This is a genomic window from Microbacterium sp. NPDC089190 (genome assembly GCF_040701795.1).
Classification (GTDB): Bacteria; Actinomycetota; Actinomycetes; order Actinomycetales; family Microbacteriaceae; genus Microbacterium; species Microbacterium galbum.
The window spans coordinates 905,527-920,626 of sequence record NZ_JBFBHF010000001.1 but is presented as its reverse complement, the minus strand read 5'-3'; the positions used below and the strand labels follow the sequence as shown (position 1 = coordinate 920,626).

At 68.4% G+C, this 15,100-nt stretch carries 14 protein-coding genes; 8 read left to right on the top strand and 6 right to left on the bottom strand.

Going from position 1 to position 15,100, the window contains the following annotated elements; all coding sequences use genetic code 11:
• The first annotated feature begins 187 nt into the window (after window positions 1–187).
• The 7 genes from rpsL (at window position 188) to AB0230_RS04560 (ending at window position 8,422) form a co-directional block, all read left to right on the top strand.
• Window positions 188–556 carry a 30S ribosomal protein S12 gene (gene rpsL / locus AB0230_RS04590; RefSeq protein WP_013584051.1) on the top strand — a complete coding sequence of 123 codons (369 nt, stop codon included), beginning with the start codon at window positions 188–190 and terminating at the stop codon, window positions 554–556.
• A 5-nt stretch (window positions 557–561) separates the two neighbouring features.
• Window positions 562–1,032 (top strand): 30S ribosomal protein S7, encoded by a 471-nt coding sequence (gene rpsG, locus AB0230_RS04585; protein WP_013584050.1) that lies wholly within the window; start codon window positions 562–564, stop codon window positions 1,030–1,032.
• An 87-nt stretch (window positions 1,033–1,119) separates the two neighbouring features.
• On the top strand, window positions 1,120–3,234 hold the full coding sequence (gene fusA / locus AB0230_RS04580) for an elongation factor G (protein WP_076673646.1): 2,115 nt from the start codon (window positions 1,120–1,122) through the stop codon (window positions 3,232–3,234).
• 161 nt (window positions 3,235–3,395) lie between these two features.
• Complete coding sequence (tuf, locus tag AB0230_RS04575; protein WP_076673648.1) at window positions 3,396–4,589, top strand: elongation factor Tu; 1,194 nt, start codon at window positions 3,396–3,398, stop codon at window positions 4,587–4,589.
• 251 nt (window positions 4,590–4,840) lie between these two features.
• Window positions 4,841–5,506, top strand: a complete 666-nt coding sequence (locus AB0230_RS04570; RefSeq protein WP_366374209.1) for a hypothetical protein — start codon at window positions 4,841–4,843, stop codon at window positions 5,504–5,506.
• Window positions 5,507–5,787: 281 nt separating this feature from the next.
• Window positions 5,788–6,669 carry a helix-turn-helix transcriptional regulator gene (locus AB0230_RS04565; protein ID WP_366374207.1) on the top strand — a complete coding sequence of 294 codons (882 nt, stop codon included), beginning with the start codon at window positions 5,788–5,790 and terminating at the stop codon, window positions 6,667–6,669.
• Window positions 6,670–6,850: 181 nt separating this feature from the next.
• A complete protein-coding gene (locus AB0230_RS04560) occupies window positions 6,851–8,422 on the top strand; it encodes a polysaccharide biosynthesis tyrosine autokinase (protein WP_315993647.1) in 1,572 nt (523 codons plus the stop codon).
• 31 nt (window positions 8,423–8,453) lie between these two features.
• On the opposite strand, the gene AB0230_RS04555 is transcribed toward AB0230_RS04560, so the two are convergent.
• Together AB0230_RS04555 and AB0230_RS04550 are read right to left on the bottom strand one after the other, a co-directional pair.
• Window positions 8,454–8,744: a PqqD family protein gene (locus tag AB0230_RS04555; RefSeq protein ID WP_315993646.1), complete on the bottom strand. Its 291-nt coding sequence runs from the start codon at window positions 8,742–8,744 to the stop codon at window positions 8,454–8,456.
• Entirely contained in the window at window positions 8,745–9,725 is a 981-nt protein-coding gene (locus AB0230_RS04550; protein ID WP_366374205.1) for a nucleotidyltransferase family protein, read from the bottom strand.
• 146 nt (window positions 9,726–9,871) lie between these two features.
• On the opposite strand from AB0230_RS04550, the gene AB0230_RS04545 reads away from it, so the two are divergent.
• The gene (locus tag AB0230_RS04545) at window positions 9,872–10,699 is read left to right on the top strand and encodes a hypothetical protein (RefSeq protein WP_315993644.1); all 828 of its coding nucleotides are present in this window, start codon (window positions 9,872–9,874) and stop codon (window positions 10,697–10,699) included.
• Between the two features lie 16 nt (window positions 10,700–10,715).
• Here the strand turns inward: AB0230_RS04545 and AB0230_RS04540 are convergent, their stop codons facing one another.
• Genes AB0230_RS04540 through AB0230_RS04525 form a run of 4 tightly spaced genes read right to left on the bottom strand, consistent with a single transcriptional unit; the run spans window position 10,716 to window position 15,100 of the window.
• Window positions 10,716–11,945, bottom strand: a complete 1,230-nt coding sequence (locus tag AB0230_RS04540; RefSeq protein WP_363387133.1) for a hypothetical protein — start codon at window positions 11,943–11,945, stop codon at window positions 10,716–10,718.
• Window positions 11,926–13,314, bottom strand: a complete 1,389-nt coding sequence (locus AB0230_RS04535) for a hypothetical protein (protein WP_366374202.1) — start codon at window positions 13,312–13,314, stop codon at window positions 11,926–11,928. Before AB0230_RS04535 ends, AB0230_RS04540 begins: the two co-directional genes overlap by 20 nt.
• Window positions 13,311–14,402 (bottom strand): glycosyltransferase family 4 protein, encoded by a 1,092-nt coding sequence (locus AB0230_RS04530; protein WP_366374200.1) that lies wholly within the window; start codon window positions 14,400–14,402, stop codon window positions 13,311–13,313. The genes AB0230_RS04535 and AB0230_RS04530 overlap by 4 nt, the downstream gene beginning before the upstream one ends.
• Complete coding sequence (locus AB0230_RS04525; RefSeq protein ID WP_315993640.1) at window positions 14,399–15,100, bottom strand: DapH/DapD/GlmU-related protein; 702 nt, start codon at window positions 15,098–15,100, stop codon at window positions 14,399–14,401. The genes AB0230_RS04530 and AB0230_RS04525 overlap by 4 nt, the downstream gene beginning before the upstream one ends.

Here is a 15,100-nt window from a genome sequence, read left to right as displayed (position 1 = left end):
ACAGGTCACCCCCACGGCATATCCACCACAACCGCGTCCGATCATTCTGACGCGCGGTGGATCACACGTGAGCCCGACACGTCACGAATCGCAAGATGAGCGACATGACGGGGGAGACACGACCGCTGTCACCGTGCAGCACCCCGGGCGGCCCGAGAGGAACCGCCCGGCCAATCAAGGAGAGAACGTGCCAACCATTCAGCAGTTGGTTCGCAAGGGCCGCTCGCCGAAGGTCTCGAAGACCAAGGCTCCCGCGCTGAAGTCGAACCCCCAGCAGGCCGGCGTGTGCACCCGCGTGTACACGACGACCCCCAAGAAGCCGAACTCGGCCATGCGCAAGGTCGCCCGCGTCAAGCTGCGCAACGGCACCGAGGTCACCGCGTACATCCCCGGTGAGGGTCACAACCTCCAGGAGCACTCGCTCGTGCTCGTCCGTGGTGGTCGTGTGAAGGACCTCCCCGGTGTCCGCTACAAGATCGTCCGCGGTGCGCTCGACACCCAGGCTGTCAAGAACCGTAAGCAGGCTCGTAGCCGCTACGGCGCGAAGAAGGGCTGAGAACCATGCCTCGTAAGGGTCCCGCCCCGAAGCGTCCCGTCGTCAACGACCCGGTGTACGGCGCCCCCGTCGTCACCCAGCTGGTCAACAAGATCCTCGTCGACGGCAAGAAGTCCATCGCCGAGTCGATCGTCTACGACGCCCTCAAGGGTGTCGAGGCGAAGAACAGCCAGGACGCCGTCGCCACGCTGAAGAAGGCGCTCGACAACGTCCGTCCCACCCTCGAGGTCAAGAGCCGCCGCGTCGGTGGCTCGACCTACCAGGTTCCCGTCGAGGTCAAGCCGCACCGCGCCAACACGCTCGCGCTGCGCTGGCTCGTGAGCTACGCGAAGGGTCGTCGTGAGAAGACGATGACCGAGCGTCTGCAGAACGAGATCCTCGACGCCTCGAACGGCCTCGGTGCCGCGGTCAAGCGCCGCGAAGACACCCACAAGATGGCCGAGTCGAACCGCGCCTTCGCGCACTACCGCTGGTAAAACCCGCGGAGGGTCCGTGATCGAACCCCGGTCACGGACCCTCCGATGGGCCCGGCATCAACCTCCCAACAGGTAAGGAAGACACCCGTGGCACAAGACGTGCTCACCGACCTCCACAAGGTCCGCAACATCGGCATCATGGCGCACATCGATGCCGGCAAGACGACGACGACCGAGCGCATCCTGTTCTACACGGGCGTCAACCACAAGATCGGCGAGACGCACGACGGTGCGGCCACGACCGACTGGATGGAGCAGGAGCAGGAGCGTGGCATCACGATCACCTCCGCTGCTGTGACGTGCTTCTGGGAAAAGAACCAGATCAACATCATCGACACCCCCGGTCACGTCGACTTCACGGTCGAGGTGGAGCGCTCGCTCCGCGTGCTCGACGGTGCGGTCGCCGTCTTCGACGGCAAGGAGGGCGTCGAGCCCCAGTCCGAGACCGTGTGGCGTCAGGCCGACAAGTACGACGTCCCCCGCATCTGCTTCGTCAACAAGATGGACAAGCTGGGCGCCGACTTCTACTTCACGGTCGACACCATCGTCAACCGTCTGAAGGCCAAGCCCCTGGTGCTCCAGATCCCGATCGGTGCCGAGAACGACTTCGTCGGCGTCGTCGACCTGGTCTACATGCGTGCCCTGGTCTGGCCCGGCGACGCCAAGGGTGATGTCACCATGGGCGCCAAGTACGAGATCCAGGAGATCCCGGCCGACCTCGTCGAGAAGGCGCAGGAGTACCGCGAGAAGCTCCTCGAGACCGTCGCCGAGTCCGACGACGCCCTGCTCGAGAAGTACTTCGGTGGCGAAGAGCTCACCCACGAGGAGATCAAGGGCGCCATCCGCAAGATGACGATCGCCAGCGAGGTCTACCCCGTGTTGTGCGGTTCGGCGTTCAAGAACCGCGGCGTGCAGCCCATGCTCGACGCCGTGGTCGACTACCTCCCCTCGCCCCTGGACGTGCCCGCCATCGAGGCGCACGACCCCAAGGACGAAGAGGTCGTCATCGAGCGTCACGCCGACCGCGAGGAGCCCTTCGCGGCGCTCGCGTTCAAGATCGTGACGCACCCGTTCTTCGGTCGCCTCACCTACATCCGCGTGTACTCGGGTCACCTCGACTCCGGTGCCCAGGTCGTCAACGCGACCAAGGGCAAGAAGGAGCGCATCGGGAAGATCTTCCAGATGCACGCCAACAAGGAGATGCCGGTCGACTCCGTCACCGCCGGTCACATCTACGCGGTCATCGGTCTGAAGGACACCACCACCGGTGACACCCTCTGCGACCCGCAGAACCAGGTCGTCCTCGAGTCGATGACGTTCCCGGAGCCGGTCATCGAGGTCGCCATCGAGCCCAAGACCAAGGCCGACCAGGAGAAGCTGGGTGTCGCCATCCAGAAGCTCGCCGAAGAAGACCCGACGTTCCGCGTCGAGCAGAACGCCGAGACCGGTCAGACCGTCATCAAGGGCATGGGCGAGCTCCACCTCGACATCCTGGTCGACCGCATGAAGCGCGAGTTCAAGGTCGAGGCCAACGTCGGAAAGCCCCAGGTGGCGTACCGCGAGACCATCCGCAAGGCGGTCGAGCGTCACGACTACACCCACAAGAAGCAGACCGGTGGTTCGGGTCAGTTCGCGAAGATCCAGTTCGCGATCGAGCCCCTCGAGGTCACGGCCGACAAGACCTACGAGTTCGAGAACAAGGTCACCGGTGGTCGTATCCCGCGCGAGTACATCTCGCCGACCGACCAGGGCTTCCAGGACGCCATGAACGTCGGCGTGCTCGCCGGCTACCCCATGGTGGGTGTCAAGGCGATCCTCCTCGACGGTGCTTCGCACGACGTCGACTCGTCGGAAATGGCGTTCAAGATCGCCGGCTCGATGGGCTTCAAGGAGGCCGTCCGCAAGGCGAACCCCACCATCCTCGAGCCGATCATGGCCGTCGAGGTGCGTACTCCCGAGGAGTACATGGGCGACGTCATCGGCGACCTGAACTCGCGTCGTGGCCAGATCCAGTCGATGGAAGACGCCGCCGGCGTCAAGGTCGTCCGGGCCAACGTGCCGCTGTCCGAGATGTTCGGCTACATCGGTGACCTGCGCTCGAAGACCTCGGGCCGTGCCGTCTACTCGATGGAGTTCGACAGCTACGCCGACGTCCCGAAGGCCGTGGCCGACGAGATCGTCCAGAAGAACAAGGGCGAGTAACACCGCTCTCACGGATGCCGGGAATCCCGGGTTCTGCTCGGGTTCCCGGCATCCGCACAAACTGAATACCGACTCTCTAGTAATCTGAGAACCATCCCCGCGAAGAATCGGTCGCAATCCAGCGCCCGAGACCTCGCAACCAACGTCCTGAGGAGGACCCAGTGGCTAAGGCCAAGTTCGAGCGGACCAAGCCGCACGTGAACATCGGAACGATCGGTCACGTCGACCACGGCAAGACCACGCTCACCGCTGCCATCTCGAAGGTGCTCGCCGACAAGTTCCCGTCGGCCACCAACGTTCAGCGTGACTTCGCGTCGATCGACTCCGCGCCCGAAGAGCGTCAGCGCGGTATCACGATCAACATCTCGCACGTCGAGTACGAGACCCCCAAGCGTCACTACGCTCACGTCGACGCCCCCGGTCACGCCGACTACATCAAGAACATGATCACCGGTGCCGCTCAGATGGACGGCGCGATCCTCGTGGTCGCCGCCACCGACGGCCCGATGGCTCAGACCCGCGAGCACGTCCTGCTCGCCAAGCAGGTCGGCGTGCCCTACCTGCTCGTCGCGCTGAACAAGAGCGACATGGTCGACGACGAGGAGATCCTGGAGCTCGTCGAGCTCGAGGTCCGCGAGCTCCTGTCGTCGCAGGACTTCGACGGCGACAACGCCCCCGTCGTGCGCGTCTCGGGCCTGAAGGCTCTCGAGGGTGACGAGCAGTGGGTCAACTCGATCGTCGAGCTCATGGAGGCCGTCGACTCCTCCATCCCCGACCCGGTGCGTGACAAGGACAAGCCCTTCCTCATGCCCATCGAGGACGTCTTCACCATCACCGGTCGTGGAACGGTCGTCACGGGTCGCGCCGAGCGCGGTACCCTCGCGATCAACTCCGAGGTCGAGATCGTCGGCATCCGCCCGACGCAGAAGACCACGGTCACGGGTATCGAGATGTTCCACAAGCAGCTCGACGAGGCCTGGGCCGGCGAGAACTGTGGTCTGCTCCTCCGCGGCACCAAGCGTGACGACGTCGAGCGCGGCCAGGTCGTCGTGAAGCCCGGTTCGGTCACCCCGCACACCAACTTCGAGGGCACGGCGTACATCCTGTCCAAGGAAGAGGGCGGCCGCCACAACCCGTTCTTCACGAACTACCGCCCGCAGTTCTACTTCCGCACCACCGACGTGACCGGCGTCATCACGCTGCCCGAGGGCACCGAGATGGTCATGCCCGGTGACACCACGGAGATGTCGGTCGAGCTCATCCAGCCGATCGCCATGGAAGAGGGCCTCGGCTACGCGATCCGTGAGGGTGGCCGCACCGTCGGTGCCGGTACCGTCACCAAGATCCTCAAGTAAGTCCTCCCAGACTTCACTCGGCAAAGGCCGGGCCTTCGGGCCCGGCCTTTGTCGTTTCCGGATGCCGTTGACGGCGTCCGTTTCCGACATTCAGGCGCCGTTCGCGGCGCCTGTTTCGCATTTCCGACCGGTCACTTTCGGACCTTTCGCGGCCGTGATGAGACCTTACCGATGTCGACCAGTAGCCCCCTTCGCGACGATCGCGTGGCGGGTTCGACCGGTTCCCGCTTTTTCGCAAAAGGGGAGAATCGATGTTGGAAGAGCTGTCATCGGACACGGCGTCGGGTGCGACGGGTGCGGCGCGGGGGATCGAGCGGCGTACCGTTCTGAAGGGCGCCGCGTGGTCGGTTCCGGTGATCGCGGCCGCTGTCGCGGCTCCTGCGGCCTCCGCGTCGGTGAACAACGCCGCCGTGGCCCTCACGGACGACGTGACGAGCCTGCTGACCCTCAATGTCCTCGACTCGGCGTCTACGGCGACCGCCGCGGTGGCGATCACGGTGCCGACGACGCTCCGGGTCACCAACGGCGCCGGCGCGCTGTCGGGAACCGCGACCGTGACGATCACGGTGCAGCGCCCCGTCGGGATCAACGTCTCCGTCGGACGCGCTCGCGGATTCGGGGTCTATCGGTTCGACAGCACGCTGACGACGACCGGCCAGCGGACCGCGGTGTACCAGAGCGCGCTCGGATCGCAGTACGGATTCCCGCAGACGTCGTTCACCACGTCGAAGAATTTCAGCGTCGGGTCGAACGGGACCCTCGACATCCCCGTGGTGTGGGGCCTCGCAGGCGTCAGCACGGGCGTCGGGATCAATGCGTTGGCGTCGTTCCCCGTCACCGCGACCATCGTGTTCCCGGGACGCACGCTCGTGGCGTCGTCTTCGATTCTGGTCCCGGTCGGAGCCGGCATCCTCTGACGTCCGCGCCGGATACCGGCGGGCTACGGAGGAGCGCCGGCGGAGGGCCGGCCGACTACCGACGCGACTACTGACTCCGGTACCGATATCCGCGGTCGAGCCGACCGACGCCGGATGCCGGCGGCTACCGTGCGGTGGAGGATCACGGCGCCCCGTCTCCCGAATGTAAGGGGGCGGGGGCGGGGCGCCGTGGTGCGGTCGTGCGCAGTGCTGCTCACACCGTCTATCCGTGCAACCACACCCCCTGACAAGCAACGCTGCGATCGAGGCTGGGGGGTCGGATGAGCAGCATCGCATCGTGGAACCTGGCGGTCGATCCGGGCGCGGATCGTGCCCCGATCCGTGCGCTGTTGCGGGACCACCTGCGGATGTCGCGCATTCCGCATCCGGCCGGTGTCACCTCAGCCGGGCGCGCCGCGATCACGTTGCACGCGGTCGATCACGGTGATCTGTGGCTGTGGTCGGAGGCCGGCGATACCGGCTACATCGGGATCGTCTTCCCCGTGGACGAGGCGCAGGCGACCGTCGAGGGCGACACCCCGCGCGAGGGGGTGGACCGCGCGCCGATCGTCCTCCGCCACGGATTCCCTCTGCGCCTGGTCTGGAGCCGGGGAGCGGCGGCGACGCTGTGGCTTCCGCGGGCCGCGGTGGAGGACCTCGGTCTCGACGTCGATCGCGTCTCGAGTCGGCCGTCCCTCACGACGGCCGCCCTGGCGGCGCGGGCATACGTGACGACGGTCGCGGGAATGCGGCCGTCATTGAGCATGGTCGAAGCGATGGTCATGGAGAGGACGCTCCTCGACATCGCGTTCGCGTTGTTCTTCTCCGCGGGGGAGCGCGAGGTGGTCGCGGCGGCGCGGACCTCGACGTTCAATCGCGTGCGGTTGCTGTTCGAGTCGAGGTTCACCGATCCGCGATTCTCGGTGGCGGCCGCCGCGGCGGAGCTGCACGTGTCGTCGCGACACCTGCATCGCCTCTTCGAGAAACGCGGGACGTCGCCGTCGACGTATCTCCGTTCGCTCCGCGTCGATTTCGCCCGTGCCCTCCTCGAGGTGCGAGCGGATTCGGGAATGACCGTGCAGCGCATTGCGCGGCAGAGCGGATTCGCATCGGAGCGGACAATGCGACGTGCCCTGTCCGAGACGTCGTCCACCTCGGCATGACGTCGGTCGACGCCGACCTTCTCCGGACGCTAAGAATGAGAGTGTGAATGCGCTCGTTCGTGTTCACGGAGACGCGCGGGCGGGTTCTAGAATCATGTGCCCGAGGCATTCCTCGGAATTCGCGCTGAGACGCCCGGGGGGCGAGGCTGTCGCGATGACGGCGTGAAAGGGAGTGTGTCCGGTGGAGTTGCAGACGTACCTGCGCATCATCCGAGTGGGCTGGGTGTGGCTGCTTCTCGGCACTCTCCTCGGCATCGGGGCCGCCGCGGGCTGGGTCGCCCTGCAGAAGCCCGTCTACACCGCGGATGCCAGCGGCTTCGTCGCCGTGACTGGCCAGGGTGAAGACACCGGATCCGCGCTCATCGCCGACAACCTCGCGAAGTCCAAGGTCAAGTCCTACATCGATCTGGGCACGTGGCGGTCGGTCGCGGAAGACGTCATCACGCAGCTGGGGCTCGACACCCGCCCGGAGACGCTCGTCGATCAGGTGCGCGTGAGCAATCCCGTCGACACGGTGAACCTCCTCGTCGTCGCGAACGCCTCGACGCCCGAGGGCGCGCGTGATCTCGCGCAGGCGTGGATCCAGGCGATGTCGTCCGAGATCTCGCGTCTCGAATCGCGAGACGGGGGCCAAGCGCTCGTGCAGCTCATCGCGGGGGATTCCGCTCAGCTGCCCCGCTCGCCCAGTTCGCCGAACTGGCGTATCGCGCTGGCCGTCGGCGGTCTCATCGGTCTCGCTGCGGGAGTCTCGGGGGCCGTGGTCCGATACGTTCTCGACCGCCGCATCCGATCTGCAGAGGTGGTCGAACGCGAGACCGGGCATCCCGTTGTCGGCACCATTCCTCTTGAGAAGTCCTTCACCGACACCGGTCGGCTGGTTCCCTTCGACGGGGGGATGAGCGGCGGAGCGCGTGCGAAATTCTTCCGCGTGGCGGAGTCGCTCCGCGAATTGCGCACCAACCTCCAATTCATCGACGTGGACAATCCTCCGCGCGTGATCGTCATCAGCAGCCCGCTCCCCGGCGACGGAAAGTCCACCACCAGCGCGAACCTCGCGATCGTGCTCGCGGCGAGCGGGCAACGCGTCGTGCTGATCGACGGTGACCTCCGACGGCCCATGGTGGCGAACATCTTCGGCCTGATCGACGGTGCGGGCCTCACCGACGTTCTGGCCGGTCGCGCTCTCTTCGATGAGGTCGCGCAGCCGGTCGGCGTCGACGGCAACCTCTTGGTCCTGGGAGCGGGGATGCTTCCCCCGAACCCCTCCGAGGTCCTCGGCTCGGAGCGCATGCGCGATCTCATGCGCACGCTGTCGGCGGATGCGACGATCATCATCGATGCACCGCCGCTGCTCCCCGTGACCGACGCCGCCGTGCTCGGACACCATGCCGACGGCGTGATGGTGGTGGCCAGCGTCGGCAAGACCACGATCGAGACGCTGAAGAAGGCGATGCTCAACCTCGAGAAGGCGAACGCGCGCTGCCTCGGGGTGGTCATCAACCGGGTGCCCGTCCGCGGACGCGGCCGCGGCTACGACGACTACCAGTACACCGGGGACTACTACGCGGCACCGCCATCGGCGACTCCGGAGACGGTGACGGCAGCGGGACCCGCGAAGGCCTCTAAAGGGAAGGCGCGAACGTCGGCGCGCGTGGATGAGGGGCCCGGCATCCGCCGGAGCACAGCGGTGGCGGCGTCGACGACTGGCGACAGTGCCTCGCCCTCGCGGCGCTCCCGCCGAGCGGCCCGCTGACGAAGCGCGCTCACGGGTCCAGCCGACCGGCTCAGCCGTCGCTCGGCTGCACGACGCCCTTCGTAGCGAGTGCGTCGATGAAGGAGGCGACCGTCGGCCGCACGTCGGCCTCGTCCGCCTCCCAGACGCGGACGATCTCCGAGACGATCTCATCCTCGTCGCGAAGCCCGTCGATCAGCTCCCAGATCGCGACGCCCACATCGGACAGCCGGATGACGGCGAACGGCGTCATCCGTGCGGGGAGCGCGATGTACGCCGCCGAGCCGTCCCGCGTCCAACCGATTCCGGGTGAGCGCTGCCACACGGGCGTGGAGTGAGTCATTCACGACCTCCGTCGACGTGCAGCTTCGAGGATGCGGAGCAGCTTGGCGGGCGCGGTGACGATGCGCCGCAGGTAGAAGCGGAGCAGGCTGAGCGGATCGTCGGCGACGCCGAAGAACGCTTGAGCGAAGCGTGGGCTGGGGACGAGCTTACGAGCCGCCAGGCGTGCGCGGGCCGGCCAGCTCGCGCCGGCGAATTGCTCGGCAAGGGTCTCGGGGAGGTCGTCCGGCGACTCCACGCGTCGTCGCCACAATGCCGTCAGCCGGTCCGCTTCGGGCGACAGGGCGAAGGTATCGCCGGTGAGCCGTTTCAGGGTGTCGCGGAGGGGTCCGACTGCTCCCGTCGCCACAGCTCGTCGGGAGAGGTCGCCCATGTCCGCGCTCAGGCGCTCGGCTGCCCGTTCCTCGAGATCGAGCAGCTGGACGGCATCGCGGGAGCGGGCGGCGTGGAGAGCGGCGACGAGCCAGTGGTCGGTCGCAGAGGGGACGGGGCACACGCTGTGCGCCAGCTCGATCTTCGAGCGGGCCTCCCACAGGGTGTCGAACACGTCTTGAGCGGGGCTCAGGAATCCCGGATAGTACCGATGGAGGTCCAGGTGACAGGGCCACTGCGGGTGCTCCAGGGTTCGCGCGTGCGGCGCGAGCACGGATCCCTCTCGAGGGAGCTCGACCAGGACGGCCTTGTCGCGATCGGTCCACCCGCTCGAGCGGAGGAGGCGCCACAGGCGTTCGAATGCCGACGGATCGACCAGGACGTCGACGTCCGACGAACCGCGGACCGCGCGAAGTCCCTGATCCGCGAGCACACGACCCTTGATCGTCAGAACGCGGATGCCGTGCAGCTCCGCGAAATCGTTCACGGCCGCGGCGAGCAGCTCGACCGCCACATTGTGGGGGAGCGGGACCAGCTCGCTGGCTGGTCCGGGTGCCCCGGGCGGAGCGGCTGCGGTGCGGCTCCCCTCACGGCGACGTGTGCGTGCCATCAGCGTTCCGGTCGTCCCCACTTCATCCTTCGCGTGAGCGCGAGCCTACTTGAGTCTTCACCCTGGCGCGCAAGCCGCAGCAGTGCCTCGCGGCTGCCTCGCGTCCTCCACCCGGGCGCCGCGGGTGGAACCCGTATGCTGAGCGGGTGAATGATGCTGCCGTCGACCCGAGCCGACGATCCCGTCGGGAAGCACGCGTCGCCAACAGCGTCGAGATCGGCGGCGACTCTACAATCCCGGCGGACATCGGCGGCACGGCCGCGGAGCGGCCCGAGAGCCGGGGCGTAGGCCGAGCGTCTTCGACACCGCGGCGCGGCGCGGGCTTCGCCGGCACGTGGAAGCCCCTTGCCGCTGCGCTCGGGGCGCTCGTCGTCGCCCTCGCTGTCGGCTCGCTCGCCTCGCTCGCCTTCGACGGCGACGTCGGCCGCAGTATCGGTGCTCTCGCCGCAGCTCTCATCCTGGGCGCGACGGGACTCGCGTTGGCGGCCCGGACGCGCTTCGCCGGGTTCTTCTCGCTGCGGGCGCTCGACGTGCTGTGGGCCCTCGTGCTCGGTGTCATCCTGCCGTTCCTCACCGGCGTCTTCGCCGCTGATCTCGGGTTCCCCGCTCTCGCGGCCCTGTCCCCCCGCTGGCTCGTGCTCGGCGTCGCCGCACCCTTCATCGTCGTGCTGGGCCTGACGTTCTTCGCGATCTTCTTCGTCTACCCCGCCGCCGAGTCCTTCGCCGCCACGCGCCTGACGCCGGTGTGGAGCCGGGTCACGGCTGCAGCCGCGTCGACGCTCGCCTTCGCCGTCGTGCCGGCCGTGTTCTCCCCGACGGTGTCGGGTATGCCGCGTGCTCTCCTCATCGGCCTCGGCCTGGCGGCATCCGTCTTCGTCGCCCTGTCGCGTCGGCCGTGGGGGCCTCTGCTCGCCGGTCTGATCTTCACCGCCGTCTGGGTCGCGATGTCGGCCGCCGGTTACCTCCTGGCCTGATCGGCCGCGACGAGGGTCACCGACCGCGCAGCACCGGCACCGCAGCGACGCTCAGCGCCAGCAAAGCCGCGAGCTGAACGGCAGCGACGCCGGCGGCGGCGCCCGCGACCCCGCCGAGGCCCGCACCGATGAGGACCGCGGGCACGATCAGCACGGCCGCCACGCAGACCGAGGCCAGATAGGCGCCGTCGCGCCCGGATGGCAGGACGACGCACATTCCGAGGGCGGTCGCCAGGGTCATCGCGGCGAGGGCGATGCCACCGAACAGAGCGGTGAGGGGGGCGATCTCGAAGCCCGGACCGAGCGCGATCGGGGTCGCCCAGGGGACCACCAGCGCGAACCCGGCGCCGAGCCCGATCGCGAGCAGCCCGTGGATGCCGACCGCGCGGCGCATCCGACGGAGCCCGGCGGCTCCGGCCGCGGACGACACCCACCCCTGGAACGACGACGTGATCATGTACACGCCGATGTAGCCGTACTTCAGCACGCGATCGAAGGGGGCGAAGCCGATCGCCGCGGGTGAGGTGGCCACGCCGAGGGTGGACAACGGCGCCGTCTCGGAGAACGTCAGCAGGCCGGCGGCCAGCGCCGTGCGCCAGCCCCCGCGGTAGGCCGACCGTGCGTCGCGCAGGGTCTCGCCGACCGCGAACCGCTCACGCAGGCCGATCAGCCACGTGGCGACGACGAACGCCGCGAAGGTTCCGGCCAGCAGGATCACCGGGTAGAGCAGGGGGATGCCGGTGACGAGAGCCAGAACGGCTCCGACGAGGTTCAGCACGATGCGGGGGAGGGCGTCGAACACGAGCGACAGCAGAGGCCGGCCGACGCCGACCGCGTACCAGCTGAGGGAGAGCCCCTGCAGCGAGAAGGCCAGGGCCGAGACGATCGCGAGCGCGTGATCGTCGGCGTGGCTCGCGAGCGCGGCGACGACGGCCACGACGGGCAGGATCAGCACGCTGTTCGCACCCCGCACGACGATGCTGGCGCGGAAGACGCGCGAGGGGTGCGAGGACCGCGCTGCCTCGACCGGCCCGCGCACGGCCCAGCCGAAGGTGATGAGGGTCGCCGCGAGGGTTCCGAGCGCTTGACCGATCGCGATCTCCGCGAACCCCGTGGGGCCCGCGGCGCGCGTGATGAGTGGCAGCGCGATCAGGGGGGAGATGGCCGAGAGAGCGGACACCCCGGTCAGCAGGGCGACGCTGCGGGCGCGATGGGGCCGGGGCGCCTCAGGAGCGGTCGAGGTCACGCTCGTCCTCGGTCAGGGGCCGCAGCAGCACCGCGATGAGGATCCACGTGATCGCGAACCAGAACATGCTCGTGAGGGTCGCCGACAGCAGGTACGAGGCGAGCAGACCCGCCGCGATCGGCTTGCGCGGGCGAGGGACGCACACGAAGACCGCGACGAACAGTGCGACGAGCAGCCCGAGACCGACGATCCCTCCGTCGTAGAGCACCTGCACGGGCAGCATGATGATGTGCCCGCTGACTCCGGGGGTGCCGGGCTGTTCGTGTCGCAGGCCGAAGGTGTTCGTGCCGTTGCCGAACCACAGGTTGACGCCCTTCATCTCCTGCGCGGCGAGACCGGCGACCTCGAGACGGAAGCCGACCGTGCCGCCCTGGAAGTCGACGTCGCCGATCTTGTTCTGCTGCTCGGGGTTGGTCGGGTCGGGCTCCCGGGTGGGGGCGGGGGAAGGGGTCGCAGTCGGCGTCACGGCCGGGGCGCCCGTAGCGGCCGGTGCGGAGGCCGTCGCTTCCGGCAGGGTGCGATCCGCGGGCTCGGTGCCGCCCAGCGCGGCGACGATGCCGTAGGTGACCACGAGCGTCCCGATCAGCACGAGAGCGGGCGCGATGCGCCGGACGCGTTCCCGCCAGCTCGAGCGCAGCGAGAACACGGTGAACACGCCGAACACCGCGAGACCGAGCACGAGACTGAAGACGGCCGTGCGCGTCTGGGAAGCCACGAGACCGAGGGGCACGGAGACGGCGATTGCCGCTGTCTCCCAGCGACCGATGCCGCGCCGGGTGATCGCGAGCAGCGTCCAGAAGATCAGGATCGATGCGTAGATGTTGGCCTCGATCGCGGTGACGCGGGCGACGTAGACCTCGTAGAGATAGTCGAAGTCGGCGCCGAGCGCCACCTGACCGCGGGTGAGGTTCGCGACGACGTAGGCGGCGAAGCCGACGAGCGCCCAGGGAGCGACTGAGAGTCTCCCGAGCCGGCCGGCGAAGTCGGCGCCCTCGGCGAGGGCCATCATCGACAGCAGCAACAGCAGATCGATCAGCAGCCAGATGAGGATCGACGCGCTCCACGTCAGGCTCGGCGAGAAGATCAATGTCGTGACGATGTTCCACGCGACGAAGGCGGCGAACACGAGGGGCACCGGGTGCCGCAGCGCGCGCAACAACGCCGACCGCAGCACCGGATGGATCAGCATCCATCCCGCCAGCACGAGCGGCACGACCTGTTCGACGCGGACGCGGAACCCGAGGATCTCCGCGTCGTACCGGCCCAGGAACGAGCTGACCACCACCGCGGCGATGAGAGCGATCGTGATGAGGCGGGTCCGCCCGGTCAGCGAGGGCCGCTGGAAGGCCGAGGCGGTCGAGATCGTCACCGGGCGACCTCGTTCCAGAGCTCGTCGCGCATGCGCTGATCGAAGGTGTCGCGAGAGAACAACTGCTCGAAGCGAGCGCGAGCGGCGGACGCGGCGGCGCGCACGGTGTCCTCGTCGAGGCCCTCCAGCGCGCGGGTCCACGCCGCAACGTCTCCCGGGGCGACCAGCAGAGGGCTGTCTCCTGCGATCTCGCGCAGACCGCCCCCGTCGCTGGCGAGCAGGGCACGTCCCGCGCCGAGGGCTTCGATGGCGATCGTCGGCAGCGGGTCGGGCAAGGTGCTCGGCACCACAACGACGTGCGCGGCGTCGAGGTGTGCCCTCACCTCCGAGGTCGGGCCGACGACCGTGATGCTGTGCGGACGGGGAGAGACCGCGACCAGGGCGGGAACATCGACGGCCTCGCCACTCGGGGGTTTGTCGCCCAGCACCGTGAGGTGCAGATCGTCGCGTCGCGCGGCGTTCCACGCGGCGAGCAGGACGGCGTGGCCCTTCCAGGCGTTCCACCGGCTCGCGATGACCAGGCGGATGCCATCAGTGAAGGGAGGCAGGTCGGTGGGGGCGTCCGCCGAGAAACCGTTGTTCACGACCCGGGTGCGCGCGCGAAGAGGCGGGGGCAAAACGTCGGCGACCGCACGGCTCACGGCGATGATGCGATGCGCGAAACGGAGGAAGGGGACGACGGCACGCGAGCGCTCGTCGATGTGCTCGTGAAGGTGCAGAACCACACGTGCGCCCGACGCGCGAGCAGCGGGTGCGGCCAGGGCCGCAGCGGCGGTGTTGAGGTAGACGAGCCGAGGACGAGCCGCCAGAAGGCGCACACTCGCGGTCAGCGTCCTCCATCCCAGCGCCGGCAGCCGCGCCGGGCGCAGATAGGCCCTGCGCATGATGGGCAGAGCGAGATGACGCACGCGGATGCCGGCATCCTCGAGCGCCCGCGTCAGCTGTCGCTCGGGGTACTCCACGTCGGTGGGCAACCAGACCTCGATGTCGAGATCGTCGGGGGCCGTCCGCAGCACCTCGAGCAGCACGCGATCGGCGCCGTACATCTCGTCGGAGGGGTGGATGACGATGCAGCGACGCGTCTTCACTCGGCGCTCCGCGACTTCAACTCCCGGGCGGGGATGCCACCGTAGACCGCGCCGGCGGGCACATCGCGGGTCACCACCGCGCCGGCGGCGACGACGGCGCCGTCGCCGATCGTCACGCCGGAAGTGATGGTCACACCGCTGGCGATCCAGCATCCGGATCCGATGGTGATGGGCGACCACTCGACGCCCTGCGACTTCACGTCGAGCGAGGGGTCGCTCATCACGTGATCCTCGGCGAAGACGCGCACACCGGGGCCGAGCATGGTCTTCTCGCCGATGGTCACCCCGCCGGAACAGCCGATGTAGCACCCGGGGGAGAGGCTGCTGCCGTCACCCATGACGAGCCCGACGCCGATCGCGCGAGAGTAGTAGCTGCTCGGGCGGATGAGCGACCCCGTCCCGATCGAGACGCCGTCGCCGAACCGGATGCCGTCTCGACTGAGACCCTGGATCTCGGCGAAGTCCTCGACGACCAGGTCACGACCGGCGTGCACGAGGTGAGGGTTGCGCACGCGCACGCCCCGCCCGATCAACGGCAGGCCCCGGACGGATCCGAGGCGGGGGGCAAGGAGAGCCCCTCGCGCGGCCATCGGCCCGACCTTCGCCGCGAGTTGCGCACTCACGATGCGCCACCGGTCGCTGCCGGCCTCGCGCAGGCGCTCGCGCTGCTCGTGGATGATCTTCCCGGCGATGCCCAT

What these genes read in the sequence shown, in the direction of transcription:
- rpsG (WP_013584050.1), top strand. Translation starts at nt 562, where the DNA reads ATGCCTCGTAAGGGTCCCGCCCCGAAGCGTCCCGTCGTCAACGACCCG.
- AB0230_RS04570 (WP_366374209.1), top strand. Translation starts at nt 4,841, where the DNA reads ATGTTGGAAGAGCTGTCATCGGACACGGCGTCGGGTGCGACGGGTGCG.
- AB0230_RS04565 (WP_366374207.1), top strand. Translation starts at nt 5,788, where the DNA reads ATGAGCAGCATCGCATCGTGGAACCTGGCGGTCGATCCGGGCGCGGAT.
- AB0230_RS04555 (WP_315993646.1), bottom strand. Translation starts at nt 8,744, where the DNA reads ATGACTCACTCCACGCCCGTGTGGCAGCGCTCACCCGGAATCGGTTGG.
- AB0230_RS04550 (WP_366374205.1), bottom strand. Translation starts at nt 9,725, where the DNA reads ATGGCACGCACACGTCGCCGTGAGGGGAGCCGCACCGCAGCCGCTCCG.
- AB0230_RS04525 (WP_315993640.1), bottom strand. Translation starts at nt 15,100, where the DNA reads ATGGGCATCGCCGGGAAGATCATCCACGAGCAGCGCGAGCGCCTGCGC.